Origin of the sequence: Oceanisphaera marina, assembly GCF_014643915.1 — a bacterium.
Taxonomy (GTDB): Bacteria; Pseudomonadota; Gammaproteobacteria; order Enterobacterales; family Aeromonadaceae; genus Oceanimonas; species Oceanimonas marina.
Window position 1 is genome coordinate 141,888 of record NZ_BMKE01000006.1, and the last position, 23,180, is coordinate 165,067.

Below are 23,180 nucleotides of genomic sequence, written 5' to 3' on the forward strand. Positions count from 1 at the left end.
TAAATAGAGCTGAAGCGGCATTTATGGATTCGTTTCAAAATCTATGCTCGCGTCAATACTCATGATAGTTACCTGAAAAAAAGGATCCGGTCGATGACCCACGAGAGTTACCTGTCCGCCTGGCAGCAAAGCCAGGAGCTGGCGGAGTCTATGCAGCCCCTGATCGGCAAACTGTACCGTAATCAGGGCGTGGAAATTAGCGTCCATGCTCGCCCTCTGCTGAATGCCTCTACCATTGAGATCATCAAGGCTCACCGTGTAGTAAGTCGTCACGAAGGCAAGGCGTTGTCAGTGACCCAGAGTCACCCGGTATTAAAAGCCCTGAGTGAACTGGACCTGGCTCCGGCCAGCATCGATCTGGGTAAATTAACGGTACGTTACTGGCAGACTCATCAAGACGAGTCTGGCCTGAGCGATTTCTTGCAGAAGGAACTGGCTCCAGCCCTCGATACCGATCACGACAGCCAGCCTACCGATGTGGTGCTGTACGGTTTTGGCCGTATCGGCCGTTTACTGGCGCGTTTGTTGATTGAGCGTTCGGGTGGTAACCATGGCATGCGCCTGCGCGGCATAGTTGTACGTGGCTCGGCCGACGATCTGGAAAAGCGTGCCAGCCTGCTGCGTCGTGACTCTGTACACGGTCCGTTCAATGGCTCGATTGAAGTGGACATGGAAAATCATGCCATTATTGCCAACGGCACCTACATTCAGGTGATTTACGCCAATAGCCCGGCCGAAATCGACTATACCCAATACGGTATCGATAATGCCCTGATTGTTGATAACACCGGTATCTGGCGCGATGAAGATGGCCTGGGTCAGCACCTTAAAGCCAAGGGCGCGGCCAAAGTGCTGCTGACCGCACCGGGCAAAGGCGACATCAAGAACATCGTCTTTGGTGTGAACGACAACATGATACTGCCAGAAGATCGCATCATGTCGGCAGCCTCTTGTACCACCAATGCCATCACTCCGGTACTGAAAGCCGTGAGTGATAAATACGGCATCAAGAATGGCCACGTAGAAACCGTGCATTCCTATACCAACGATCAAAACCTGATTGATAACTTCCATAAAGGTGATCGCCGTGGTCGCAGTGCGGCACTGAACATGGTGTTAACCAGCACCGGAGCGGCTTCTGCGGTTGCCAAGGCGCTGCCCGAGCTGAAAGGCAAGCTGACCGGTAACGCGATTCGTGTTCCCACGCCCAACGTGTCGATGGCCGTGATTAACCTGAATCTGGACAAGCCGACCAACGCCGACGAGCTGAATGACTACCTGCTGGCGATGTCACTGGACTCACCACTGCATCAGCAGATTGATTTCAGCACTAGCAGCGAGCTGGTATCGACCGACATGGTTGGTTCTCGTTTTGCCGGTATTGTCGACTCGTTGGCGACGATTGCCGAAGATGACCGAGCCGTACTGTACGTATGGTATGACAACGAGTTTGGTTACAGCTGCCAGGTGGTGCGAGTCATGCAAAAAATGGCCGGTATCGAACTGGCGGATTTGCCTCGGTAACGGTGAGCATCAGGCATTGTTAGTGTGCCGAGAGTATAAGGGCGGCCATGGGCCGCCCTTTTTATTACAGCGGTGCTTATAGCGTGATTCATATAGATGGTCATAGAGCATTCACCGACAGGAGAAACACCATGTCATCATTTCAACAAGCGATAGCCCAGATGCCGGAAGACGTGTATTTGCGTCTGAAAACCGCGGTGGAACTGGGAAAGTGGCCCGACGGCTCTGTGCTGACGGCCGAGCAGAAAGAAAACAGTATGCAGGCAGTATTAATGTGGCAGGCGCTGCATAACGACAACCCCGAGCACATGACTATTGGCAAGGGCGGCGAGTTGATGATGAAAAGCAAGTCCGAGCTGCGCCGCCAGTTCAGCGATGAAGTGGAAATTACCCGCCAAAAAGTGAATTAACAGCAACGCCGAGCGCCAGGCCCGACAAAAACGGTGCTTCTCTTTAGCTCGGCGCCATTGCTGACCCATTTGAAAAAAGTCGAATACATTCGATCCCCTGTCCCACATTCCCAACTCCTTGCAATATCCATTTCATTCATTACGTATTTCTTCTGCTGTCCTGAAATTTTTCTTATACAAACTTGATCTTCTTGTACAACACCAGCTATGTTTACTCATATAGTTATACAAGAGGGGTGTTCATGTACAAGTTTGATCCTGAGATTATCCGTGTTGGTATCAGTGGTTGTCTGGTCGGACAAAAAGTACGGTTTGATGGCGGACATAAGCGATCGGACTTTTGTACCGAGCAGCTGGCCAAGTTTGTCGAATTTGTACCCGTGTGCCCGGAAATGGCGATTGGTTTAGGCACGCCCAGACCCAGTATTCGACTGATCCATCAAGGCGGGCATGTCATTGCACAAACGGCCAAAGGGGAAGACGTTACAACGGCATTGCGTGATTATGGGCGTACCATGGCGCCACAGTTTGATGGTCTGAGTGGCTATATTCTGTGTGCCAAATCGCCCAGTTGTGGCATGGAGCGAGTGCGGGTTTACCATGAAAGCAACAAGGGAAACGCCAAGGAAGGTGTGGGTATTTACACCCAGGAGCTCATGCAGGCTCAGCCGTTGTTGCCGCTGGAAGAAGACGGTCGACTTAACGATCCACTGCTACGAGAAAGTTTCGTCACTCGCGTGTTTGCCCTGCACGATTGGCAAACTCTGTGCCACGAAGGCATTACTGCCGCCAGGTTAATCGCCTTTCACAGCCGCTATAAATACCTGCTGATGGCGCATCACAGAGAAAGTTATCAAGAGCTGGGTGCCTTGCTCTCCGACTTGTCGGTGGAAGTAATGGCAAAAGCGGACAAGTATATTCAAGGCCTGATGCTGGCGCTGGCCAAGCCGGTCACTCGAAAAAATCATACCAATGTGCTGCAGCATCTGCAGGGCTACTTCAAGCTCATGCTTAATGCGAGTCAACGCCAGGAGCTGGCTCACACCATAGCCCAATACCATCAGGGTATCTTGCCGTTGTTGGCCCCCATTACCTTGCTTCGCCATTATCTCAACGAGTTTCCCAATGAATATCTGCACCAGCAGGTGTATTTAAATCCCCATCCGGAGGCGTTACGACTGCGTTATGGCATCTGAACCCGACTCTACTTCCAACTCTATTCCTAAATATCCGATTAGAGACGTCGCCCGCCTCACCGGGATTAATCCGGTGACCTTGCGTGCCTGGCAACGTCGCTATGGTTTGTTAAAGCCGGCACGTACCGAAAAAGGCCACCGTTTATATTGTGAAAATGACATTGCCCTGATCCGCCATATTCTGCATTGGCTGGAACAAGGCGTGAGTATCGGGCAGGTCAAAGGCCTGCTGGATGAACCCAGCCCCGAAATCACGGGCTCAAACTGGGAACAGGCCCAGAGTCAGTTAATGAGCTCGGCGCAGGCGCTTAACCTGGGGCGGCTGGAAGCGCAGTTGCTGGAGCTGGTCAACCTGTATCCTGCCGAGTTGGTACTGCGCCGAGTCATAGAGCCCTGGTTGCTGGCATTGGCGCAGTTACACCGAGCCGATGCCCAGCTGATAGAGCAAAGTGCGCGTGCGCTGTTAATGCGGTTACTGCATCAGGTGTTGACCATTAAAACCGGGCCCGTGATTGCGGTGGCAAGGGTGGGGCAGGTGCGGGAACAGCAGGCCTTGTTAACGCAGTTTGAACTGCAGGGGCTGGAATGTCGCAGTGTGGATCTTGGCGTGTTGGATCCACAAACCCTGCCGCTGGCCGATGGGCGGCTCAAGTTTGATGCACTGGTGCTGATCCTGGGGGCCGGTTTAAGCCAGAGCTGGTTTAACGATATGGACGCCTATTTACCCAAACGCTGTTTCTTCGTCGGCGAGCTGGGCACCTTGTACCAGCAACAGGGGTGGTTGAATCGTCCATTTTCAGTGCGCGTGAGCAATATCACTAGGGAGCATGATGCGTCATTTAGTCTGGTTTAGAGCCGATCTTAGAATCGCAGATAATCCTGCCTTGCATGAAGCGATGACGGATGCTGCCACCGTATCGGCCATTTATATCGATAGCCCCGGCCAGTGGCAACAACACGGCCGTAGCGCCATGCAAAGAGACTTCTTAAGTCGTAATTTGCAGGCCCTGGCGGAACAATTAGCCACACTGGGTATCCCGCTAACCATATTAACGGCAGACAGCTTTACCGAGGTGCCCACTGTGTTGTCAACCTGGTTGCAACAGCACCCACAGGATGCGCTGTATGCCAATCGCGAATTGGGTATTGATGAACGCAGGCGTGACAAGGCGGTGCAACAGGCGCTCTCAGATCAGATGGCGATCCGGGTATTCAATGGCGACTGTGTTTTTCAGCACGGCAGTCTGACCACGCGCAGCGGTGACATGTACAAGGTGTTTACCCCCTTTGCCAAAACCTGGCTGGCACAGCTGCGGGCCTACAGTTACCGACTCTTGCCGTCCCCGGCCGCTCAGGGCAAGCCCCTGAAGGTCGAGAAGATTGAACTCGATGGTGAGCAAGTGTCCAGTGCCCACTGGCCGGCGGGAGAAGCGGCGGCCGCCAAGCGTTTGAGCGAGTTTTGTCAGTGTCATCTTCGTCACTATGGCGAGCAACGTGATTATCCGGCCGTTAATGGTACCAGCAGCCTGTCGCCTTATCTGGCCCTGGGCGTGTTATCGCCTAATCAGTGTCTGGCCGCCATCGAAAACGAGTTGGAAGGGCTGCCGATGAGCCGAGGCGAGCCGGGCTTTGTGTGGTTGAACGAGCTGATTTGGCGTGAGTTTTATCGTCATTTAATGGTGGAGTTTCCGCGGTTGTCCATGTCGCGGGCCTTCAAACCCGACACGGAAGCCTTGCAGTGGAGCCAGGATAGCGAAGCCTTTGCCGCCTGGTGTGCCGGCCAAACCGGATATCCGATCGTGGATGCGGCCATGCGTTGCCTGAATGAAACCGGCTGGATGCATAACCGACTGCGCATGATAGTCGCCAGCTTTTTAACCAAGGATCTGCATCTTGATTGGCGCAAGGGTGAAGCCTATTTTATGTCGCGTCTGATTGACGGCGAATTGGCGGCCAACAATGGCGGCTGGCAGTGGGCGGCAGGCACCGGCGCCGATGCGGCCCCTTACTTTCGGGTATTCAATCCCACCACCCAGGGGGAGCGTTTCGATTCGCAAGGCGACTTCATTCGCCGCTGGCTGCCCGAGCTGGCCGAGGTACCCGCCAGGCACATCCACAGCCCCCACGACTGGCTGGATAATCAACAGCCAGGTCACGGTTACCCCAAGCCGATAGTGGATCACAAGCGGGCTCGCTTGCATGCCATCGCCATGTTTGATGCGCTCAAAGATCAGGAGGCGCTATGAGCCCGGCTCTGGCGGTATTTTGTCGTGAATATCAAGCTCTGTCCGGTGCCAACCTGCAGGTATTAACCGATATTTATGCCCCCGACATCTTCTTTCGCGACCCTGCTCATCATATTCAGGGGATCACGGATTTAGTCAGTTACTTCGAGGGGTTGTTCAGCCAGGTGCAGCATTGTCACTTTGCTATCGAGCAGGTGATGGAGCAAGAGGGCGAAGCCTTCGTGCGCTGGCAAATGACCTTTTCCCATCCCCGGCTGAATGGCGGGCGCGAAGTCGTCGTGCCTGGTGTGAGTCACCTGCGTTTTACCGAACAAATCGATTTTCATCAGGATTACTTCGATCTGGGTGCCATGCTTTATGAGCAGATCCCGTTGCTGGGCGGCATTATCAAAACACTGAAACGGAGGCTTAGCCAATGAAGCGGATATTCATTACCGGTGCCAGCTCTGGCATGGGCCTGCAACTGGCGCGGGACTATGCAGCCGACGGCTGGCAAGTGGTGGCCTGTGGCCGTGATCGTGAAAAGCTGATGCATGCATTGGCTGGCATCGAGTTTGAACCCTGTATTTTTGATATGCAACAGCCCAAAGACATACAAACCGCCGTGGCCTCATTGGCGCCGTTCGACCTGGTGCTGCTCAATGCAGGCAACTGTGAATATATAGACGATGCCCACCAGTTTGATGCCGAGCTGTTTGCCCGGGTGGTAAAGGTTAATTTGCTGGGCACGGCCAATTGTTTATCTGCCTTGATACCGCGCATCAAACGGGGCGGGCGTCTGGCCGTGGTTAGCTCTTCGGTCAGTTTTGTGCCCCTGACCCGTGCCGAAGCCTACGGTGCTTCCAAGGCCGGGCTGGACTATCTGGTGCGTACACTGGCGATTGATCTGGCACCCCACCATATTGCGGTGAGCTTGATCCGCCCGGGTTTTGTCGACACGCCACTAACGCAAAAAAATGATTTCCCCATGCCGGGCAAAGTGAGCCCAGAGCAGGCCAGCCGGGCCATTCGTAACGGCTTGGCGAAAGGCCGCGCCGAAATCAGTTTTCCTTTCGGTTTGATAAGCGTGCTGCGCCTGTTGTCCTGGTTACCCCATGGCCTGTGGCGCCGGTTGTCGCAGCGTATGGTGAGGAGTGGTTCATGAGTAAAATTGCCATCGTCGGCAGTGGTATTTCAGGCCTCACCAGCGCCTGGTTACTGAGTCAACAACATGACATTACCGTATTTGAAGCCAATGATTATCTCGGGGGCCACACGGCCACCGTAAATGTTGACGTTGCGGGCAAGACGCTGGCGGTAGATACCGGTTTTATCGTGTTTAACGACCGAACCTATCCGCTGTTTCAGCAGCTGTTGTCCCGCATCGGTGTGGGGGCCAGCCCCACCGAAATGAGCTTTAGCGTGCATCAGGCACAGACCGGGCTGGAATATAACGGCCATACCCTAGGCTCGATGTTTGCCCAGCGGTCGAATCTGTTTAATCCCGGATTTTATGGTTTTCTGGCGGAAATAGTGCGCTTTAACCTGTTGTGCAAAAAGGTACTTAAAGAAGGCGAACTCAGCGATCAGCATACCCTGGGCGACTTTGTGGATCGTTACGGCTTTTCCGAATTTTTTACCGGTCACTATATCCTGCCCATGGTGGCGGCCATCTGGTCGTCATCATTGGCCGATAGCCGGGATTTTCCGCTGGCGTTTTTTCTGCGTTTTTTCAATCACCACGGCCTGCTCAACCTGATAGACAGGCCTCAGTGGTATGTAGTGAAAGGCGGATCGCGCAGTTATATTCCCGCCTTGACGGCGCCGCTCAAGGATATTCGGCTCAACACGCCTGTGCTCGGTATTCGCCGGCATCTTACCGGCGTTGTCATCACCACCCAGGCCGGTGAAGAGACGTTTGATGAGGTGGTTCTGGCCTGTCATTCCGATCAGGCGCTGCGTCTGTTAACGGATGCCAGTGCCAAAGAGCAAGAGGTGCTGGCGGGTCTGGAATACCGGGATAACGAGGTGGTGCTGCACACGGATACCCGCCTGTTGCCCAAAGAGCCGCGCGCCTGGGCCAGCTGGAATTATTGGCTGGACGGAACAGAAAATGCGCTCCCTGCGGTCACCTACAATATGAATATTCTGCAAGGCATAACGTCATCCGAAACCCTGTGCGTCACCCTGAACCGAAGTGATGCCATTGCCCCCGATAAAATACTGCGCCGTTTTAACTATGCCCATCCGGTGTATAACCGGGCGGCTATTACGGCACAGGGGCGGCGGCTCGAGATCTGTGGCCAGCAGCGGACCCACTTTTGTGGCGCCTATTGGTACAACGGCTTTCATGAAGACGGTGTAAAAAGCGCACTCGATGTGTGTGCCCGTTTTGGTATCAGCCTATGAGCCTGCAAAGCGCCATTTATCACGGTCAGGTACGTCATCGCCGGTACGCGCCCCGGGCGCATCATTTCAGCTATGGCCTTTATATGCTGGCGCTGGATCTCGATGAACTGGCCGAGCTGTCGGCACAGAGTCGCCTGTTTGCCTGCGAGCGTTTTGCACCGTTAAGTTTTCGCCGCCGCGATTACCTGGGCGACCCCGCGCAACCCTTGAAAAGCGCCGTGTTGCAGGAAGTGACGCGCCTGGGGGGAGCAGCCGAGCCTCTGGATCGGGTGGTGATGCTGGGGCAAGTGCGCTGCTTTGGCATCTACTTCAGCCCGATCAACGTGTTTTTTTGCTATCAGGGTGAGCTGGCGCGCTATGCCCTGATGGAAGTGCATAACACCCCCTGGAATGAGCGCCATTGTTATTTGGTGGATCTGGCACAGGCCGCCCCCACCGACAAAGCCTTTCATGTGTCGCCTTTTATGGGAATGGATATGCAGTATCACTGGCGCATTCAACCGCCCCGTGAGCGGGTGCTGGTGCACATCGAAAATCGCAACCCGGATCTGTTGTTTGATGCCACTCTGAGTCTGCGCCGCCATGGCTTTCATCAACAGGCACTCAAAACCGCCTTGCTGCAATGGCCCATGATGACGCTGACCATAGTGCGCGGCATTTACTGGCAGGCATTACGATTATTTTTAAAACGCGTCCCTTATCACCCACATTCTTGAAGGAAGCTCATATGGACACGACGTTGAGCAGGTCGGAACCACGACGCCTGGATCGCTGGGCTCGCCGACTGGCATTCTCTCTGTTATCCGGCTTGAAAGACGCCCACCTGGTGGTTAAAGAAGGGCAGGAAGTGTTTGAGTTCGGTGACCAGCACGCCAGCTTGCAGGCGCATATACAGGTACATGATCCCCGCTTTTATCGGCGACTGATGGCCGGTGGCAGCATAGGCGCCGCCGAAGCCTGGGTGGATGGCAGCTGGCATAGTTCGGATCTCAGCGCGGTGATTCAGTTATTTGCCCGCAACATGGCGGTGCTGGACAGATTCGAGCGTCGTTTGGCGTGGATCAGCTATCCATGGCATAAACTAAAACACAGATTCAACCGCAACTCTCTAACCGGGAGTCGCGCCAATATCGCCGCTCATTACGATCTGGGTAATGAGATGTATCGTTTATTTCTGGATCCCTTGATGCAGTATTCCTCGGCGGTTTTTCCTTCGGTCGAGAGCTCGCTGGAAGCGGCACAAGAGCACAAGCTGCATCTGATCTGCCAGCAGCTGGATTTGCAACCGAGTGATCATCTGTTGGAAATTGGCACCGGCTGGGGCGGCCTGGCCTGTTTTGCTGCCCAGCATTACGGTTGTCGCGTTACCTCCACCACGCTGTCTGCGGAGCAGCTAAAGCATGCCGAACTGCGCGTCGAGCAAGCGGGCTTAAGCGATAAAGTCACCTTGTTGCTGCAGGATTATCGCGATCTGGGCGGCCAGTACGACAAGCTGGTATCGGTGGAAATGATCGAAGCGGTGGGACATGAATATTTGCCCACCTACTTTCAATCCTTGAATCGACTGCTCAAACCGGAAGGCAAGCTACTGATCCAGGCGATTACCATTGCCGATCAACGTTACGACTTGTATCGCAAGGGAGTGGACTTTATTCAGCGTTATATCTTCCCCGGTGGCTGTCTGCCCTCGGTCAGTGAAATGTGTCGGCATCTGAAAGAGCAAACCGACATGACGCTGACCCGATTACAGGATTACGGCCAGCACTATGCACACACCCTCAATATCTGGGCCAGCCGCTTTCAGCAATTAGAGCCGGCGTTAAAAGAGCTGGGTTATAGCCGGGACTTTCATCGACTGTGGGCTTTTTACTTCGCCTATTGTGAAGGGGCCTTTCGCGAGGGCAGTATCGGACTGGTACATTTTGAGGCGGTCAAGCCGGGAGCACGTAGATGTCTAAATGGCAATGGGCTCAACTGTTAGTCTTTGAAGGATTCTGGTTGCTGGCGGTGATAGGGCAAAATACCACCGCCTGGTTGTTAGGCTTGCTGTTACTGGGGCATTTCATTTTTACCCCCAGCCGCACCAAGGACGTGCGGGTATTGAGCCTGGCGTTGGTCGGACTGATGATGGACGGCCTGCTGACCTGGAGTGGCGTCTTTGTGTTTGCACAATGGCCCTGGTGGCTGGTGTTGCTGTGGTGTGGCTTTGTACTGACCCTGGGACACAGCATGCGCTGGCTGGCACGTTTACCCTGGTGGGGGCTGGTATTGGCTGGCGCCATTGCCGGACCCAGCTCGTATTTGGCTGGTTGGCGACTGGAGGCGGTGACACTGCCGCTGGGCGTGAGCCTCAGTCTCTTGATACTGGTCCCGTTATGGGCACTGCTGTTGCCCCTGTTAGTGCAGCTCGATAAGCGAGTGCGCAAGGAGATATCATGAAAAGACCATTCGCATTACCCCGTGTACTGGGTGTGTTGAGCCTGCTGGTATGTTGTGCGTCATTTTCGCTGCAGGCCAGTCCGACCACCAATTTGTCGTTGGTGGGGCAGGGGAAAATGAGCTGGCTGTTTTTCGATCTCTATCAGGCGCGTTTCTACAGTGTCGATGGTCGCTATAACGCCAATCAGTATCCCCAAGCCTTGAGTCTGCGCTATCAGCGAAATATCGACAAAGAAGACTTGGTGGAGGCGACCATTACCGAGTGGCAGCGGCTGGGCATTGACTGGAAAACCAGTTGGCAGCAACAGCTGGCGGCATTCTGGCCATCGGTCAGCAAAGGGGACGAACTGGCATTAAGAGTAGAAGCCAACGGCGTAAGTCGATTTTACTTCAATAACTCGGAGTTAACCGAGATTAGTGACCCTGCATTCGGGCCGGCTTTTCTGGCCATCTGGTTATCGCCCAACAGCCGAAACCCGGGTTTAACTCGTCAATTAAAAGGAAATTAAGATGCGTACTTTAGTCTTAAGCGTAACGGTCGCCTTGAGTTTGCTGCTGATGTCGTGCAGCAGCAATATTGAGGATTATGCCGATACCCACCCGCGCTTTGCGTTAGAGGAATACTTTAATGGCGAGTTGACGGCGCACGGTATGGTGCAAGACAGATCCGGCAAGGTGCTGCGTCGCTTCACGGTCGCCATGGTGGGCAGCTGGCAAGGCAATAAAGGCACCCTGGAAGAAGACTTCGTCTATGACGACGGTGAGCAACAGCGCCGAGTGTGGCATATAGAAAAAGCCGCCGACGGCCATTATACCGGTACCGCCAGTGATGTGGTGGTGCCGGCCAAGGGACAGACCCAGGGTTTTGCTCTTAACTGGCGCTACACGCTGGCGGTGCCGGTAGAAGGTAAGATTTGGAACATCGATTTCAACGACTGGATGTATCAGCTGGATGAAAAACGAGTACTCAATCGCGCCGAGATGACCAAATGGGGTTTCAAGGTCGGCGAAGTGACCCTCTGGATAGAGCGTCACATTTAGCGCCAAGCCCAACAAAATAGGATGTTTTCCTTTTAGCTGGTCGCCTGGTGCGGGGCGTTCGGCGCTGTGGTCATCAAAATTCGGGGCTGGAAATATCGTCGAGTGATAGCGAAAAGCTGGGCACGAACACCTCGAGAAAATAGCGGATTTCATCGTTCATGCGGGCATCCAGCATGGTGGCCAGGCGTTTTTGGGCGGCGGCAAACTCCTTGTTGCCGGCACTGAGTTCTTCGGCACACTTCAAGTAGGCACACAGAATATCTGCAGACTTGATCAGGTGCGTGTACTCGTCCTGGGGGTGGCCGCAGAGCAAGGGGGCGTAGGCGGCTTGCAGCTCGGCGGGCAGCATGCCGAGCAGGCTTTGTTCGGCATTGCTTTCTATTTCTTTATAAGCCCTTGAAATATCCTCATTGAAATATTTGACCGGCGTCGGTAAGTCACCGGTCAATACCTCACTAGCATCATGAAACAGCGCCTGCATGGCGGCTTTGGCAGGATCCAGCTCGCCCTGATAAAAGGTGTTTTTGATCACCGCCAGGGCGTGTGCCACCATGGCCACCTGCAAGCTGTGCTCGGCAACGTTTTCCTGCGCTATGCTGCGCATCAGGGGCCAGCGCTGAATCAGCTTCATGCGCGCCATATGGGCGAAAAAATGGCTGCGTTTCATATGTTCGTGTGTCATCTACACCTACCTGTGTGTCGAGAGATGGGTTGTTGCAAACGATATCGCTATAATGGCATCAATCGTCCCTAATGGAGAAGGTAAAATGGATAAGCAAACTCAAACCGAACTGGAAGCCGCAGCCTTTCGTACACTGCTGGCGCATCTGGACAAGCGTAAAGACGTGCAAAATATCGATCTGATGAATCTGGCCGGATTTTGCCGTAACTGCTTAAGCAAGTGGTATCTGGCGGCGGCACAAGAACAGGATGTCGTCATGGATTATGACCAGGCCCGCGAGCATGTTTACGGCATGCCCTATGAAGAGTGGAAAGCGAAATATCAGCAGGAAGCCACAGCAGAGCAGAAGGCAGCCTTCGAGAAAAGCCACCAGCACGGCTGACGCCGCGGGATTGGGGAGCAGGGGCTGGTGATCCAATGTCCCCATTCCCCATTCCCCATTCCCCATTCCCCATTCCCCATTCCCCGAATTACTTAAACACCACCGTCTTGTTACCGTAGACAAATACCTTTTCTTCCAGCACCAGATTCAGTGCACGGCTCAGTACCGATCTTTCCACATCGCGGCCGGCTTTGGCCATATCTTCGGCGCTAAACACATGGTTTACGTGGATCACGTCCTGCTCGATGATCGGGCCCTCATCCAGCTCGTTGGTGACAAAGTGCGCGGTGGCGCCAATCATTTTCACGCCGCGCTCGTAGGCCTGACGATAGGGGCTGGCACCGATAAAGGCCGGTAAAAATGAGTGATGAATATTGATCAGACGTTGCTCGTAACGGGCCACAAAGTCGGGACTCAAAATGCGCATATATTTGGCCAGAATCACATAATCGGGTTGATACTCATCAATGATTTCGACCATCTTCTGCTCGTGCTCAACACGATTGAGGCCTTCATGAGACACGCTGTGAAAGGGAATATCGAACTTTTCGGTAAGATCTTCCAGGGCATCGTAGTTGCCGATCACGGCGGCAATATCCAGCTGCATGGCGCCAGAAAACTGCTTGATTAGAATATCTCCCAGGCAATGCGCTTCTTTGGTGACCATTATCACCACTCGCTTATTACCGGCCGGCACCAGGCGGCGCTCGCTGCCTGCGGGCAGGGCATCGTCCAGATCTGCCAGCAAGGTGTGATCGTTAAAGTAGCCTTCCAGCTCGGTGCGCATAAAAAAGTGACCATTATCATAATCAACAAACTCATCATTACGCATGATATTCAGCTGGTGCTTATAGCAGATATTGGTGATTTTAGAGATCAGTCCCTTCGCGTCGGGGCAGTGAGTCAGCAGTATTTTTCGTTCCATTATATTGTTCTATCAGTAGTTAAAAGAATAAAAAGTGAAGTGTGCCTTAGCGCGTGGCACAACAATGTTTGTATTTCTTAGCGGTGCCGCCCTTGGTTGCGCCACAAGGGCACGCCTGGTTGGCACCAATTTTGGGCGGATTCAGCTGACCGTCACGGTACAGCCAGCGTTCGTTCAGTCGCTCAAACGTAGAACGTTCATGCAGGGTGACGACACGACCTTTTTCACGGTAGCGTGCCTTGAACTCGACTACCCCGACCAGATCTGTTGCGTTACCACGGGCAAATACAATGGTCAGTCCAAGCCACTCGGTATTCAGCCCCAGATTTGTTAATTCGTCAGCCGTCAAATTGCCCTTGGTCTCAGGGTGCCAGCTGTGCAGCAGGTATTCACCCAACCCCAATACAAAGGCACTGTAGCGGGAGCGCATCAGCGTCAGGGGAGTTGGGGGGGGTTGAACGCCGTCGAGGTAGGGTTGGCAGCATTGGGAAAATGGCTGTTGGCTGTAACAATGGCAAAGCATGATGAATCCTGAGCAACCGCAATAAAAGAGGCACAGTATGCCATGGAGGCGAACAGGTAAAATAAAAAAAACGGCTCCAAAGAGCCGTTTTTTAACACAATTGTCTATCAAGGATGTTATTCGATGATTTCAACCTGAATAGTGGCTTGTGCTTTTGCATCTACGCGACGGTCGAACTGACGTTCTTCTTCCGTTACGCCTTCAGCCAGCTCGCTACCGTACCAGGCGGTCTGGATGTTTTGCGCAGCAACACCGCGCTGTACCAGATAGTCTTTGGCAGCCAGAGCTCGACGCTCAGACAACTTGCGGTTGTATTCGGCGCTGCCTAAACGGTCGGCATAACCGGCCAGTTCAACCTGGTAGTCAGGGTTTTCTTGAGAGAAGCGCGCAACTTCGTCCAGGGTGGCACGAGAGTCAGCAGACAAGTCAGACTTGTCGAAGGCAAAGTAGATAGAGCCATCTGCGGTAACGGTACGCGTTTCGTAGGTGACTTCAGGTGCTGGCTGCTGTACTACTGGCGCTACCGGAGGAGGAGTGGCATCACCGCGATTTGGGTGCAGTACCAGTTCCAGCATGAAGTTGTTTACGTCGGTTTCAAAGCCATTTTTGGCCAAATCGCCCATGTCTTCGATACGGCGATAGCGTGCTTGTACGTCAACCAGGTCGGACGCGCGGTAGGTTAAACCCAGGCCAGCCAGGGGAGAAACACCGTCATCACCGGCGCCAGCATCGGTATCCCAACCCAGGGCACCCAACTCACCAAACAGAGAAACGCGCTCGCTCAAAGGCAAACGACCAATCGCGGACAGGTTCAGCGCTTTGGTATCTGCACTTTTACCAAAATAGTTGAAACCCAGCTCGGCACCGAAATAATCATTGAAGTTATAACCGGCGAAAGCATTAAGAGCTTGACTTTCATCATTCAGATCAGAGTTTTTTTTATCGATGTCTTCATGATGTGCATAACCTGCACCACCACCCAGGTACCAGTCGTTAGCCTGTACTGTGGTAGAAATGCCCGCGGCAGCGATCGCCATTGCAATTAAAGAAGGAGCCACTGTCTTTTTCATGTTGTCTTCCTCATCTTATGAGATTTCGACTTTGAGTCGAAATGAATGTATCACCTTGGTGGTAACGAAAACGGAATTCATTGCCGGTGATGTGCGGAAGTCCTTTTTATTTTTTATCCAGAATACATTCTTGTTGAACGTTTTATCCTGCTGAGTATGCCCGCACGAATCCAGCCTAGCGCTTTTTGTGGGCGCTCACAAGATGCTGATTAGACTAAAGGGCTAAAATTGTCGCAACTTTCGCAATAGATTATCCAGATTTAACTCCTGATGAGCGTTAGGTGAGTCTTTTTTGGTTTTTTTTTGGTTAAAATAAGACAAGAGCACAACGAGTCTATTTTGTGGTGTTAAACTCAGGTTACCAAGGATGGGATTATTTGTTATCGAAAGACTTCGATAGGAGTAGCAAAGCGATGAATCCAGATACCAGCTTAGTCGGTAAAAAAATCCGGCAAATCCGAGAAGTAATGGGACTTAGCCGCCCTAAATTTGCGGAATTGCTTCAGGTGCCACCCACAACGTTAAAGAACTACGAGTTAGGCTATCGGGAAGTTGGCGGTGCCTTCTTGGTGGCATTGGCCCAGCATCCCGAACTGCATAAATACACGCTGTGGCTCTTGACCGGCCAGACCATAGAAAGTGTGGGTCAGATAGCGCCAGAGCAGGACGGCTGACAACACGGTTGTTACTACAGGCAGGTAAGGCAGGCGCCGGACTTGCAAACAGTCGTACTCGCAAACACAAGCCACACAGAGTATGGCTGGCATCATGGTGCCTTAAGATCGGTAGTTTATTTCCATTTGACACTATAATAGCGGCTCATGGCGCGGTACGTTACTGGCCGCCGCACGCTGAGAGTAGCCCAGAGTCAGGATAATGTAATGTATTATGGTGTCGATATTGGCGGCAGCAAAATTGCCATGGCCGCGTTTGACGAGCAAGGCCAGGAGCAAGAACGTTTTGTATATGCAACGCCGCAGAACTCTTATTCCGGATTAATGGGATTATTGTGCGAATGGATAACGCAAGCCGACCTGCGCTGGCAAGCACGGGGTAGTGTGGGGGTGGGTTTTCCCGGCATAAAGGATGCTCAGGGCCGCTTGCTTGCTGCCAATGTGCCGGCCATTCACGGCCAACATCTGCAACAGGACTTACAACAGCAGTTAGCGAGACCCGTTTATGCGGACAACGACGCCAACTGCTTTTTGTTGTCTGAATATCATGGTGGCGCGGCGCACAACTGTGATTTGGCGCTGGCGCTCACACTGGGAACCGGTCTGGGCGGTGCCTTGATACATCAGGGGCTGTTGGTGAACAGCCGTCGTGGCGGTAGTGCCGAATTTGGTCACGGCCCCGTGAATGCCGGCGTGCTGGCGCGTTATCCCGATTTACCCTTGTTTGCCTGTGGCTGCGGGTTACGGGGTTGCCTGGAAACCTATGTTTCGGGCACCGGCCTGGCCCGACTCTATCAGCACGTGAGTCAGCATCCCCCCGAGATCGCTCTGTCTGGCCCCGCTATTATTGCGGCGTGGCAGCAAGGCGATGCTCACGCCACGCACACCTTGTCACTGTATCTGGATATTCTGGCCTCTGGTCTGGGTTGCCTGATGACGCAGCTGGATCCCGATATGGTGGTGCTCGGCGGCGGTTTGAGTGAGCATGCCTGGTTATATAAAGAGCTGAATGCCCGGCTGCCACACTATCTGATGCGAGATGTGGAGCCCGCCCCCGTTATGCCCGCAGTATTCGGCGGCAGCGGCGGGGTAAGGGGTGCTGCATTATTGGCCAAGCGTGCCATCTGACCATTTTGCTGACCGTCATATTTTGTTAGCATGCCTTTTTTACCCAACTATTAGGGAATGTCATGTCGTCATATGAGACAGTAGAGCTAAAGGCCAGCTACGGTGTTGGTCGTCAAATCGGTGATCAACTGACCCAACAGTCATTTGATGGTCTGGAAGTGTCTGCCGTACAACAAGGTCTGGCTGATGCCATCGCCGGTGTAGACTTCGCCGTGTCTCGCGAAGACATTAACAGTGCGTTTCAGGTTATTACCCAGCGCATGCAAGAAAAGCAGGCTGCCGAGTCTGCCAAAGCAAAAGAAGCCGAAGACAACTTCCTGAACGCCAACGGCGAACGCGCAGAAGTAGAGCAAACCGAATCTGGTCTGCAATACGAAGTATTGGTAAAAGGCGAGGGCGCTGTGCCTGCCGCTACCGATACCGTTAGCGTGCACTATCACGGTACCTTCATTGACGGTTCTGTATTCGACAGCTCTGTCATGCGCGGTGAGCCGGCTCAGTTCCCGGTTAACGGTGTTATCAAGGGTTGGGTTGAAGCACTGCAGCTGATGCCTGTTGGTTCTAAATGGAAGCTGTACGTCCCGCACAACCTTGCCTACGGCGAGCAGGGCGCTGGCGCCATCCCACCGTGTGCCACTCTGGTGTTCGAAGTCGAACTACTGGAAATTGCATAACAGATTAAAAAAACCGGCACTAGCCGGTTTTTTTATGTCCGCAAATATCTTTTGAAAGCCGATACTTATCTGGCAAACTTCAGCTTTACCCATGAATAAGCACAAGAAAGGAAGAGCAGCATGACAAATCCGGTTCGCATTGCCGTAGCTGGTTGCAATGGACGTATGGGCAAGGTGTTGGTGGAATCAGTGACCCAGACCAAGGGCGTGACCTTAACGGCCGCCATCGAGCATTCCGGCTCGAGCATGTTGGGGGTTGATGCCGGTGAGCTGGCCAATGTGGGCCGCCTGGGCGTCATGGTTACCGATGATCTGGCCGCCGTTATCGACCAGGTCGATGTGATTATCGACTTCACCCGCCCCGAGGCTACTCTGGCCAATATTGCGCTGGCGCAACAGCATGGCAAGCGTCTGGTTATTGGAACGACCGGTTTTGACGACGCGCAAAAAGCGCAGATTCAGGCCGCCATTGCCGACACCGCCATGGTCATCGCCTCCAATTACAGCGTGGGCGTCAACCTGGTATTCAAGTTGCTGGAGCAGGCCGCCAAGGTGATGGGCGATTATACCGATATTGAAATTATTGAAGCCCATCATCGCCACAAGGTGGATGCGCCATCCGGCACCGCTCTGAGCATGGGTGAGGTGATAGCCGATACCCTGGGCCGTGATCTGAAAACCTGCGCCGTATACGGCCGTGAAGGTATTACCGACGAGCGTGATCCCAATACCATTGGCTTTGCCACCATACGGGCCGGCGACATCGTCGGTGAGCATACCGTGATGTTTGCCGACATTGGTGAGCGGGTAGAAATCACACACAAAGCCTCCAATCGACTGACGTTTGCAAATGGCGCTGTACGGGCTGCAGCCTGGATAGCACAGCAAGACGCTGGTTTATACGATATGCAGGATGTACTGAACCTGAAATAAGGCTGAGTGATGATAAATTGACCTGAAAGATTGATCCTTTATGATTTTCAGGTCAATTTATTTTGTTTTTATTTTTTTAAGTTACTGATTTTTATTGTATTTTTTTTGATTGATTCATTTTATTGTAGTTTTTTACCCTAATTGTCACGAAGCTTTCATTTAATGTGGTTATCCGGTGTGTGTTTACCATTTTCTCAGTTTTTATCGATTTTATGGTGCTTTTTGTGACGCTGAACCCACTAAAAAGGATTTTTTATAAAATAGTTTGTCGAAAATGGCGAGTTTATATAAGGTAGTTGGAATTTGCCCAGTATTAGCCAGAATGTGGCTATAATCGATTTATGCCCATTCTGTGACAGCCAGGTAAATTGTTGATTTATATGAATTAACTTGGAGGTTGTCTTGACAAACACAGCGTTGCTCGTGCTAGAGGACGGAAGCGTCTTTCATGGTACAGCCATTGGTTCCAACGGAAGTTCTGTTGGCGAAGTGGTTTTTAATACGTCCATGACGGGATATCAGGAAATACTTACCGACCCGTCTTATTCCCGCCAAATCGTTACCCTTACTTATCCCCATATAGGCAATACCGGTACTAATCCAGAAGATGAAGAATCCAACCGAGTTCATGCTCAGGGTTTGATTATTCGAGACCTCCCCCTTATCGCTTCCAACTTCCGCAATCAAAATTCTCTTTCCGACTACCTCAAAGCCCATAACATAGTGGGTATTGCCGATATAGATACCCGCAAGCTGACGCGTATTTTGCGTGAAAAAGGCGCTCAGGCGGGATGCATTGTGGCCGGAGCCAACCTGGATGAAGTAAAGGCGCTGGCCGCCGCCAGGGGATTTCCCGGTCTTAAAGGCATGGACCTGGCCAAAGAAGTAAGCACCACCGAGGCTTACCACTGGCAGCAGGGGAGCTGGAGTCTGGGCCAGGGCCATAGCCAGCCAGATGAAGCCGACTTGCCCTACCACGTGGTGGCCTACGACTATGGCGTTAAGCGCAATATCTTGCGCATGCTGGTTGACCGGGGTTGTCGCCTGACCGTGGTGCCGGCGCAAACCCCCGCCGCCGACGTGCTGGCTTTGAAGCCCGATGGTATTTTTCTGTCGAATGGCCCAGGTGACCCCGAGCCTTGTGATTACGCCATTAGCGCCATCAAGACGCTGCTGGAAACCCATATCCCGATATTTGGTATTTGTCTCGGTCATCAGTTACTGGGCCTGGCCAGCGGCGCCAAAACAATGAAGATGAAGTTTGGTCATCATGGTGCCAACCATCCGGTGAAGGATCTCGAACAAAATACCGTGTTGATCACCAGTCAGAACCACGGTTTTGCGGTTGACGAGGCGAGCCTGCCAGCCACCATTCGCGTGACGCATAGCTCGCTGTTTGATGGCACAGTGCAAGGCTTTCACCGTACCGACAAGCCGGCGTTCAGTTTTCAGGGGCATCCCGAAGCCAGCCCCGGCCCGGGCGAGGCGGCAAGCCTGTTCGACCATTTTATCGATTTGATGAAGCAGCACAACGCGTAAAGGAGTAGGGAAGAGTCATGGCAAAACGTACAGACATACAAAGCATTCTGATTCTGGGCGCCGGCCCCATAGTGATCGGACAGGCCTGTGAATTCGACTACTCCGGTGCTCAGGCCTGTAAAGCCCTGCGCGAAGAAGGCTATCGCGTTATTCTGGTGAACTCCAACCCCGCAACCATAATGACGGATCCGGAGATGGCCGATGCCACTTACATCGAGCCGATTCACTGGGAAGTGGTGCGGCGTATCATCGAAAAAGAACGTCCCGATGCCGTGCTGCCGACCATGGGTGGACAAACCGCACTTAACTGTGCCCTGGATCTGGAAAAACACGGCGTGCTGGCCGAATTCGGCGTAGAAATGATTGGCGCCACCGCCGATGCCATTGATAAGGCCGAAGACCGTAGCCGTTTCGATACCGCCATGAAGAGCATAGGACTGGCCTGCCCACGGGCCGGCATTGCGCGCACCATGGAAGAAGCCCATCAGGTGCAGGCCGAGGTGGGCTTTCCCTGCATTATTCGCCCTTCGTTTACCATGGGCGGCACCGGCGGCGGCATTGCCTATAACCGTGAAGAATTTGAAGAAATCTGTACCCGCGGCCTGGATTTATCACCGACCAACGAACTCTTGATTGATGAATCCCTGATCGGCTGGAAAGAATACGAAATGGAAGTGGTACGCGACAAAAATGATAACTGCATCATCGTCTGCGCCATTGAAAATTTCGATGCCATGGGCGTGCACACGGGAGATTCCATTACCGTGGCGCCGGCACAAACCCTGACCGATAAAGAATATCAGTTGATGCGTAACGCCTCCCTGGCCATCTTGCGCGAAATCGGCGTGGAAACCGGCGGCTCCAACGTACAGTTTGGTATTGAACCCGATACCGGACGTATGGTGGTCATCGAAATGAACCCGCGGGTATCCCGTTCATCGGCCCTGGCCTCAAAGGCGACCGGCTTTCCGATTGCCAAAATAGCCGCCAAGCTGGCGGTGGGCTATACCCTGGATGAACTGCAAAACGACATCACAGGGGGCCGCACCCCTGCGTCGTTCGAGCCGGCTCTCGATTATGTGGTGACCAAGATCCCGCGCTTCAACTTCGAAAAGTTTGCCGGTGCCAACGATCGTTTAACCACCCAGATGAAATCGGTGGGCGAAGTGATGTCCATTGGCCGCAACTTTCAGGAATCGCTGCAAAAAGCATTGCGCAGCCTGGAAACCGGACAGCACGGTCTGGATCCTGTGGTTGATCTGCACGATGCCGACAGCCTGGCACGTATTCGCCATGAACTGAAAGAGCCAGGTCCCGAGCGTATCTGGTACATAGGCGATGCCTTCCGCGCCGGTATGAGCATGGATGACGTGTTCAAGCTGACCAACGTCGACCCCTGGTTTCTGGTGCAGTTGCAGGATTTGATCAGGCTGGAGGGGCAGGTGAGCGAGCTGGCCATTACCGACCTTACACCTGAGTTGCTGCGCAGCCTCAAGCGCAAAGGCTTTGCCGATGTTCGTCTGGGCAAGCTGCTGGGACTGTCGGAAGATGAAGTGCGCAAGCTGCGTCACCGCTTTGATATTTTCCCCGTCTACAAGCGGGTCGATACCTGTGCCGCCGAGTTTTCGACCGATACCGCCTACCTGTATTCGTCTTATGATGAAGAGTGCGAGGCCAGGCCGTCCGACAAAGACAAGATCATGATCCTGGGCGGTGGCCCCAACCGTATCGGTCAGGGCATCGAGTTTGATTACTGCTGTGTGCATGCCGCTTTGGCGCTGCGTGAAGACGGCTTTGAAACCATCATGGTCAACTGTAATCCGGAAACCGTGTCTACCGACTACGACACCTCGGATCGCCTCTACTTTGAGCCGGTCACGCTGGAAGATGTGCTGGAAATTGTACGTATCGAGCAGCCCAAGGGCGTGATAGTGCAATACGGTGGCCAAACGCCACTCAAGCTGGCGCGTGCGTTGGAGGCCGCGGGTGTCCCTATTATCGGTACCAGCCCGGATGCCATTGACCGCGCCGAAGATCGTGAGCGTTTTCAGCAGGCCATTGAGCGCCTGGGCTTGAAGCAACCGGAAAACGGCACTGTCACGGCCATGGAACAAGCCGTGGTGGTGGCCGAGCGCATCGGTTATCCGCTGGTGGTGCGCCCGTCTTACGTGCTGGGTGGCCGCGCCATGGAAATCGTCTACGACGAGCAAGACCTGCGCCGCTACTTCAATGAAGCGGTCACAGTGTCCAACGAATCCCCGGTATTGCTCGACCACTTCCTGGATGATGCGATAGAAGTGGACGTGGATGCCATTTGCGACGGTAAAGATGTGGTCATCGGCGGCATTATGGAGCACATAGAGCAAGCCGGTGTGCACTCCGGTGACTCTGGTTGTTCATTGCCTCCTTATACCTTAAGCCAAGCAGTACAGGACGAGATGCGTGAACAAACGCGCAAACTGGCCCTGGAGCTGGGTGTCGTTGGTTTGATGAACATTCAATTTGCGGTCAAGGGTAACGAGATTTACCTGATTGAGGTCAATCCGCGTGCCGCGCGTACCGTGCCGTTTGTTTCCAAAGCCACCGGTATTCCACTGGCCAAGGTGGCCGCGCGCGTGATGGCGGGCAAGACACTGGCCGAGCTGGGGGTGAGCAAGGAAGTCATTCCACCGTATTTCTCGGTAAAAGAAGTGGTGCTGCCGTTTAACAAGTTTCCGGGAGTAGACCCCTTGTTGGGGCCGGAAATGCGCTCGACCGGTGAAGTGATGGGCGTAGGGGAAACCTTTGCCGAAGCCTTCGGCAAGGCGCACCTGGGGGCCGGCAAGGCGGTGCCGACCAGTGGTCGTGCCTTGCTATCGGTTCGCGAGAGCGACAAGAAGCGGGTAGTCGAGCTGGCAAAAGCCTTGCTGGCCGCCGGATTTGAACTGGATGCCACACACGGTACTGCGGTGGTGTTGGGCGAAGCCGGGATTTATCCACGACTGGTCAACAAGGTACATGAAGGCCGTCCTCATATTCTGGATCGTATCAAGAACAATGAGTACAGCTACATAGTGAACACGGCCGAAGGGCGCCAGGCCATTGAAGATTCACGGCAACTGCGCCGGGGCGCTCTGGCGCAAAAGCTGGCATATACCACCACCCTGAATGGCGGTATTGCCACCTGCATGGCGATGGCGTTTGATGCCACCGCGTCGGTGACTTCGGTTCAGGATATGCACGCCCGCATCGCCAATCGCCAATAAGCGATACCTGGCAGCTTATTGCCAACGAATCTCCTCTCAACACAAGGGCGCCGAAAGGCTAACACCATTCAGTTAAGCGTGTTTAGACTGAATGGTGTACCGAGTTTTTGATATCCGAACGGTCCTACTCTTGGGCCGTTTTCTTTTTTCAGGCAGAATAT

At 53.5% G+C, this 23,180-nt stretch carries 24 protein-coding genes; 20 read left to right on the plus strand and 4 right to left on the minus strand.

What is annotated here, in order from left to right; all coding sequences use genetic code 11:
- The first annotated feature begins 93 nt into the window (after positions 1 to 93).
- From IEW52_RS05560 to IEW52_RS05620, 13 genes are all read left to right on the plus strand, one after another.
- Positions 94 to 1,524 (plus strand): glyceraldehyde-3-phosphate dehydrogenase, encoded by a 1,431-nt coding sequence (locus IEW52_RS05560; protein WP_188629074.1) that lies wholly within the window; start codon positions 94 to 96, stop codon positions 1,522 to 1,524.
- 131 nt (positions 1,525 to 1,655) lie between these two features.
- Positions 1,656 to 1,934, plus strand: a complete 279-nt coding sequence (locus IEW52_RS05565) for a YeaC family protein (RefSeq protein WP_188629075.1) — start codon at positions 1,656 to 1,658, stop codon at positions 1,932 to 1,934.
- A 242-nt stretch (positions 1,935 to 2,176) separates the two neighbouring features.
- Positions 2,177 to 3,130 carry a YbgA family protein gene (locus tag IEW52_RS05570; RefSeq protein WP_188629076.1) on the plus strand — a complete coding sequence of 318 codons (954 nt, stop codon included), beginning with the start codon at positions 2,177 to 2,179 and terminating at the stop codon, positions 3,128 to 3,130.
- Complete coding sequence (locus IEW52_RS05575) at positions 3,120 to 3,983, plus strand: MerR family transcriptional regulator (RefSeq protein WP_188629077.1); 864 nt, start codon at positions 3,120 to 3,122, stop codon at positions 3,981 to 3,983. The genes IEW52_RS05570 and IEW52_RS05575 overlap by 11 nt, the downstream gene beginning before the upstream one ends.
- Positions 3,961 to 5,376, plus strand: a complete 1,416-nt coding sequence (gene phrB / locus IEW52_RS05580; protein ID WP_188629078.1) for a deoxyribodipyrimidine photo-lyase — start codon at positions 3,961 to 3,963, stop codon at positions 5,374 to 5,376. The genes IEW52_RS05575 and phrB overlap by 23 nt, the downstream gene beginning before the upstream one ends.
- A complete protein-coding gene (locus IEW52_RS05585) occupies positions 5,373 to 5,795 on the plus strand; it encodes a nuclear transport factor 2 family protein (RefSeq protein ID WP_188629079.1) in 423 nt (140 codons plus the stop codon). The genes phrB and IEW52_RS05585 overlap by 4 nt, the downstream gene beginning before the upstream one ends.
- Positions 5,792 to 6,520, plus strand: a complete 729-nt coding sequence (locus IEW52_RS05590; protein ID WP_188629080.1) for an SDR family NAD(P)-dependent oxidoreductase — start codon at positions 5,792 to 5,794, stop codon at positions 6,518 to 6,520. The genes IEW52_RS05585 and IEW52_RS05590 overlap by 4 nt, the downstream gene beginning before the upstream one ends.
- The gene (locus tag IEW52_RS05595; RefSeq protein ID WP_188629081.1) at positions 6,517 to 7,764 is read left to right on the plus strand and encodes an NAD(P)/FAD-dependent oxidoreductase; all 1,248 of its coding nucleotides are present in this window, start codon (positions 6,517 to 6,519) and stop codon (positions 7,762 to 7,764) included. The genes IEW52_RS05590 and IEW52_RS05595 overlap by 4 nt, the downstream gene beginning before the upstream one ends.
- A complete protein-coding gene (locus IEW52_RS05600; RefSeq protein WP_188629082.1) occupies positions 7,761 to 8,480 on the plus strand; it encodes a DUF1365 domain-containing protein in 720 nt (239 codons plus the stop codon). Before IEW52_RS05595 ends, IEW52_RS05600 begins: the two co-directional genes overlap by 4 nt.
- Positions 8,481 to 8,491: 11 nt before the next feature.
- A complete protein-coding gene (locus tag IEW52_RS05605; protein ID WP_188629083.1) occupies positions 8,492 to 9,745 on the plus strand; it encodes an SAM-dependent methyltransferase in 1,254 nt (417 codons plus the stop codon).
- Positions 9,715 to 10,203: a DUF2878 domain-containing protein gene (locus IEW52_RS05610; protein ID WP_188629084.1), complete on the plus strand. Its 489-nt coding sequence runs from the start codon at positions 9,715 to 9,717 to the stop codon at positions 10,201 to 10,203. The genes IEW52_RS05605 and IEW52_RS05610 overlap by 31 nt, the downstream gene beginning before the upstream one ends.
- Positions 10,200 to 10,712, plus strand: coding sequence for a chalcone isomerase family protein (locus IEW52_RS05615; RefSeq protein ID WP_188629085.1), 513 nt, complete (start codon positions 10,200 to 10,202; stop codon positions 10,710 to 10,712). Before IEW52_RS05610 ends, IEW52_RS05615 begins: the two co-directional genes overlap by 4 nt.
- Before the next feature lies 1 nt (position 10,713).
- Positions 10,714 to 11,244, plus strand: a complete 531-nt coding sequence (locus IEW52_RS05620; RefSeq protein ID WP_188629086.1) for a DUF3833 domain-containing protein — start codon at positions 10,714 to 10,716, stop codon at positions 11,242 to 11,244.
- Positions 11,245 to 11,317: 73 nt separating this feature from the next.
- Here the strand turns inward: IEW52_RS05620 and yfbR are convergent, their stop codons facing one another.
- Positions 11,318 to 11,911 (minus strand): 5'-deoxynucleotidase, encoded by a 594-nt coding sequence (gene yfbR, locus IEW52_RS05625; RefSeq protein WP_188629106.1) that lies wholly within the window; start codon positions 11,909 to 11,911, stop codon positions 11,318 to 11,320.
- Positions 11,912 to 12,011: 100 nt separating this feature from the next.
- On the opposite strand from yfbR, the gene IEW52_RS05630 reads away from it, so the two are divergent.
- Entirely contained in the window at positions 12,012 to 12,308 is a 297-nt protein-coding gene (locus IEW52_RS05630; RefSeq protein ID WP_188629087.1) for a DUF1244 domain-containing protein, read from the plus strand.
- Positions 12,309 to 12,396: 88 nt separating this feature from the next.
- On the opposite strand, the gene purU is transcribed toward IEW52_RS05630, so the two are convergent.
- The 3 genes from purU to IEW52_RS05645 all read right to left on the minus strand — a co-directional run bounded on the left by purU (position 12,397) and on the right by IEW52_RS05645 (position 14,826).
- A complete protein-coding gene (gene purU / locus IEW52_RS05635) occupies positions 12,397 to 13,233 on the minus strand; it encodes a formyltetrahydrofolate deformylase (protein ID WP_188629088.1) in 837 nt (278 codons plus the stop codon).
- 46 nt (positions 13,234 to 13,279) lie between these two features.
- Entirely contained in the window at positions 13,280 to 13,756 is a 477-nt protein-coding gene (locus tag IEW52_RS05640; RefSeq protein WP_188629089.1) for a YchJ family protein, read from the minus strand.
- Positions 13,757 to 13,872: 116 nt separating this feature from the next.
- Complete coding sequence (locus tag IEW52_RS05645) at positions 13,873 to 14,826, minus strand: OmpA family protein (protein WP_188629090.1); 954 nt, start codon at positions 14,824 to 14,826, stop codon at positions 13,873 to 13,875.
- A gap of 413 nt (positions 14,827 to 15,239) precedes the next feature.
- Between IEW52_RS05645 and IEW52_RS05650 the strand changes: the two genes are divergently transcribed.
- The 6 genes from IEW52_RS05650 (at position 15,240) to carB (ending at position 23,019) form a co-directional block, all read left to right on the plus strand.
- The gene (locus IEW52_RS05650) at positions 15,240 to 15,500 is read left to right on the plus strand and encodes a helix-turn-helix domain-containing protein (protein ID WP_188629091.1); all 261 of its coding nucleotides are present in this window, start codon (positions 15,240 to 15,242) and stop codon (positions 15,498 to 15,500) included.
- A 207-nt stretch (positions 15,501 to 15,707) separates the two neighbouring features.
- Entirely contained in the window at positions 15,708 to 16,628 is a 921-nt protein-coding gene (locus IEW52_RS05655) for an ROK family protein (protein WP_188629092.1), read from the plus strand.
- Between the two features lie 62 nt (positions 16,629 to 16,690).
- On the plus strand, positions 16,691 to 17,302 hold the full coding sequence (bamJ, locus tag IEW52_RS05660) for a BamJ family beta-barrel-assembly machinery protein (protein WP_188629093.1): 612 nt from the start codon (positions 16,691 to 16,693) through the stop codon (positions 17,300 to 17,302).
- Between the two features lie 120 nt (positions 17,303 to 17,422).
- Positions 17,423 to 18,235: a 4-hydroxy-tetrahydrodipicolinate reductase gene (gene dapB, locus IEW52_RS05665; protein WP_188629094.1), complete on the plus strand. Its 813-nt coding sequence runs from the start codon at positions 17,423 to 17,425 to the stop codon at positions 18,233 to 18,235.
- Between the two features lie 402 nt (positions 18,236 to 18,637).
- On the plus strand, positions 18,638 to 19,774 hold the full coding sequence (carA, locus tag IEW52_RS05670; protein WP_188629095.1) for a glutamine-hydrolyzing carbamoyl-phosphate synthase small subunit: 1,137 nt from the start codon (positions 18,638 to 18,640) through the stop codon (positions 19,772 to 19,774).
- Between the two features lie 17 nt (positions 19,775 to 19,791).
- Positions 19,792 to 23,019 (plus strand): carbamoyl-phosphate synthase large subunit, encoded by a 3,228-nt coding sequence (carB, locus tag IEW52_RS05675; protein ID WP_188629096.1) that lies wholly within the window; start codon positions 19,792 to 19,794, stop codon positions 23,017 to 23,019.
- The last annotated feature ends 161 nt before the right edge of the window (positions 23,020 to 23,180 follow it).

What these genes read in the sequence shown, in the direction of transcription:
- IEW52_RS05610 (WP_188629084.1), top strand. Translation starts at nt 9,715, where the DNA reads ATGTCTAAATGGCAATGGGCTCAACTGTTAGTCTTTGAAGGATTCTGG.
- IEW52_RS05600 (WP_188629082.1), top strand. Translation starts at nt 7,761, where the DNA reads ATGAGCCTGCAAAGCGCCATTTATCACGGTCAGGTACGTCATCGCCGG.
- bamJ (WP_188629093.1), top strand. Translation starts at nt 16,691, where the DNA reads ATGTCGTCATATGAGACAGTAGAGCTAAAGGCCAGCTACGGTGTTGGT.
- IEW52_RS05655 (WP_188629092.1), top strand. Translation starts at nt 15,708, where the DNA reads ATGTATTATGGTGTCGATATTGGCGGCAGCAAAATTGCCATGGCCGCG.
- IEW52_RS05620 (WP_188629086.1), top strand. Translation starts at nt 10,714, where the DNA reads ATGCGTACTTTAGTCTTAAGCGTAACGGTCGCCTTGAGTTTGCTGCTG.
- purU (WP_188629088.1), bottom strand. Translation starts at nt 13,233, where the DNA reads ATGGAACGAAAAATACTGCTGACTCACTGCCCCGACGCGAAGGGACTG.
- IEW52_RS05630 (WP_188629087.1), top strand. Translation starts at nt 12,012, where the DNA reads ATGGATAAGCAAACTCAAACCGAACTGGAAGCCGCAGCCTTTCGTACA.
- IEW52_RS05605 (WP_188629083.1), top strand. Translation starts at nt 8,492, where the DNA reads ATGGACACGACGTTGAGCAGGTCGGAACCACGACGCCTGGATCGCTGG.
- IEW52_RS05585 (WP_188629079.1), top strand. Translation starts at nt 5,373, where the DNA reads ATGAGCCCGGCTCTGGCGGTATTTTGTCGTGAATATCAAGCTCTGTCC.
- carB (WP_188629096.1), top strand. Translation starts at nt 19,792, where the DNA reads ATGGCAAAACGTACAGACATACAAAGCATTCTGATTCTGGGCGCCGGC.
- IEW52_RS05640 (WP_188629089.1), bottom strand. Translation starts at nt 13,756, where the DNA reads ATGCTTTGCCATTGTTACAGCCAACAGCCATTTTCCCAATGCTGCCAA.
- phrB (WP_188629078.1), top strand. Translation starts at nt 3,961, where the DNA reads ATGCGTCATTTAGTCTGGTTTAGAGCCGATCTTAGAATCGCAGATAAT.
- IEW52_RS05650 (WP_188629091.1), top strand. Translation starts at nt 15,240, where the DNA reads ATGAATCCAGATACCAGCTTAGTCGGTAAAAAAATCCGGCAAATCCGA.
- IEW52_RS05595 (WP_188629081.1), top strand. Translation starts at nt 6,517, where the DNA reads ATGAGTAAAATTGCCATCGTCGGCAGTGGTATTTCAGGCCTCACCAGC.
- IEW52_RS05575 (WP_188629077.1), top strand. Translation starts at nt 3,120, where the DNA reads ATGGCATCTGAACCCGACTCTACTTCCAACTCTATTCCTAAATATCCG.
- IEW52_RS05560 (WP_188629074.1), top strand. Translation starts at nt 94, where the DNA reads ATGACCCACGAGAGTTACCTGTCCGCCTGGCAGCAAAGCCAGGAGCTG.
- dapB (WP_188629094.1), top strand. Translation starts at nt 17,423, where the DNA reads ATGACAAATCCGGTTCGCATTGCCGTAGCTGGTTGCAATGGACGTATG.
- yfbR (WP_188629106.1), bottom strand. Translation starts at nt 11,911, where the DNA reads ATGAAACGCAGCCATTTTTTCGCCCATATGGCGCGCATGAAGCTGATT.
- IEW52_RS05615 (WP_188629085.1), top strand. Translation starts at nt 10,200, where the DNA reads ATGAAAAGACCATTCGCATTACCCCGTGTACTGGGTGTGTTGAGCCTG.
- IEW52_RS05645 (WP_188629090.1), bottom strand. Translation starts at nt 14,826, where the DNA reads ATGAAAAAGACAGTGGCTCCTTCTTTAATTGCAATGGCGATCGCTGCC.
- IEW52_RS05565 (WP_188629075.1), top strand. Translation starts at nt 1,656, where the DNA reads ATGTCATCATTTCAACAAGCGATAGCCCAGATGCCGGAAGACGTGTAT.
- IEW52_RS05590 (WP_188629080.1), top strand. Translation starts at nt 5,792, where the DNA reads ATGAAGCGGATATTCATTACCGGTGCCAGCTCTGGCATGGGCCTGCAA.
- IEW52_RS05570 (WP_188629076.1), top strand. Translation starts at nt 2,177, where the DNA reads ATGTACAAGTTTGATCCTGAGATTATCCGTGTTGGTATCAGTGGTTGT.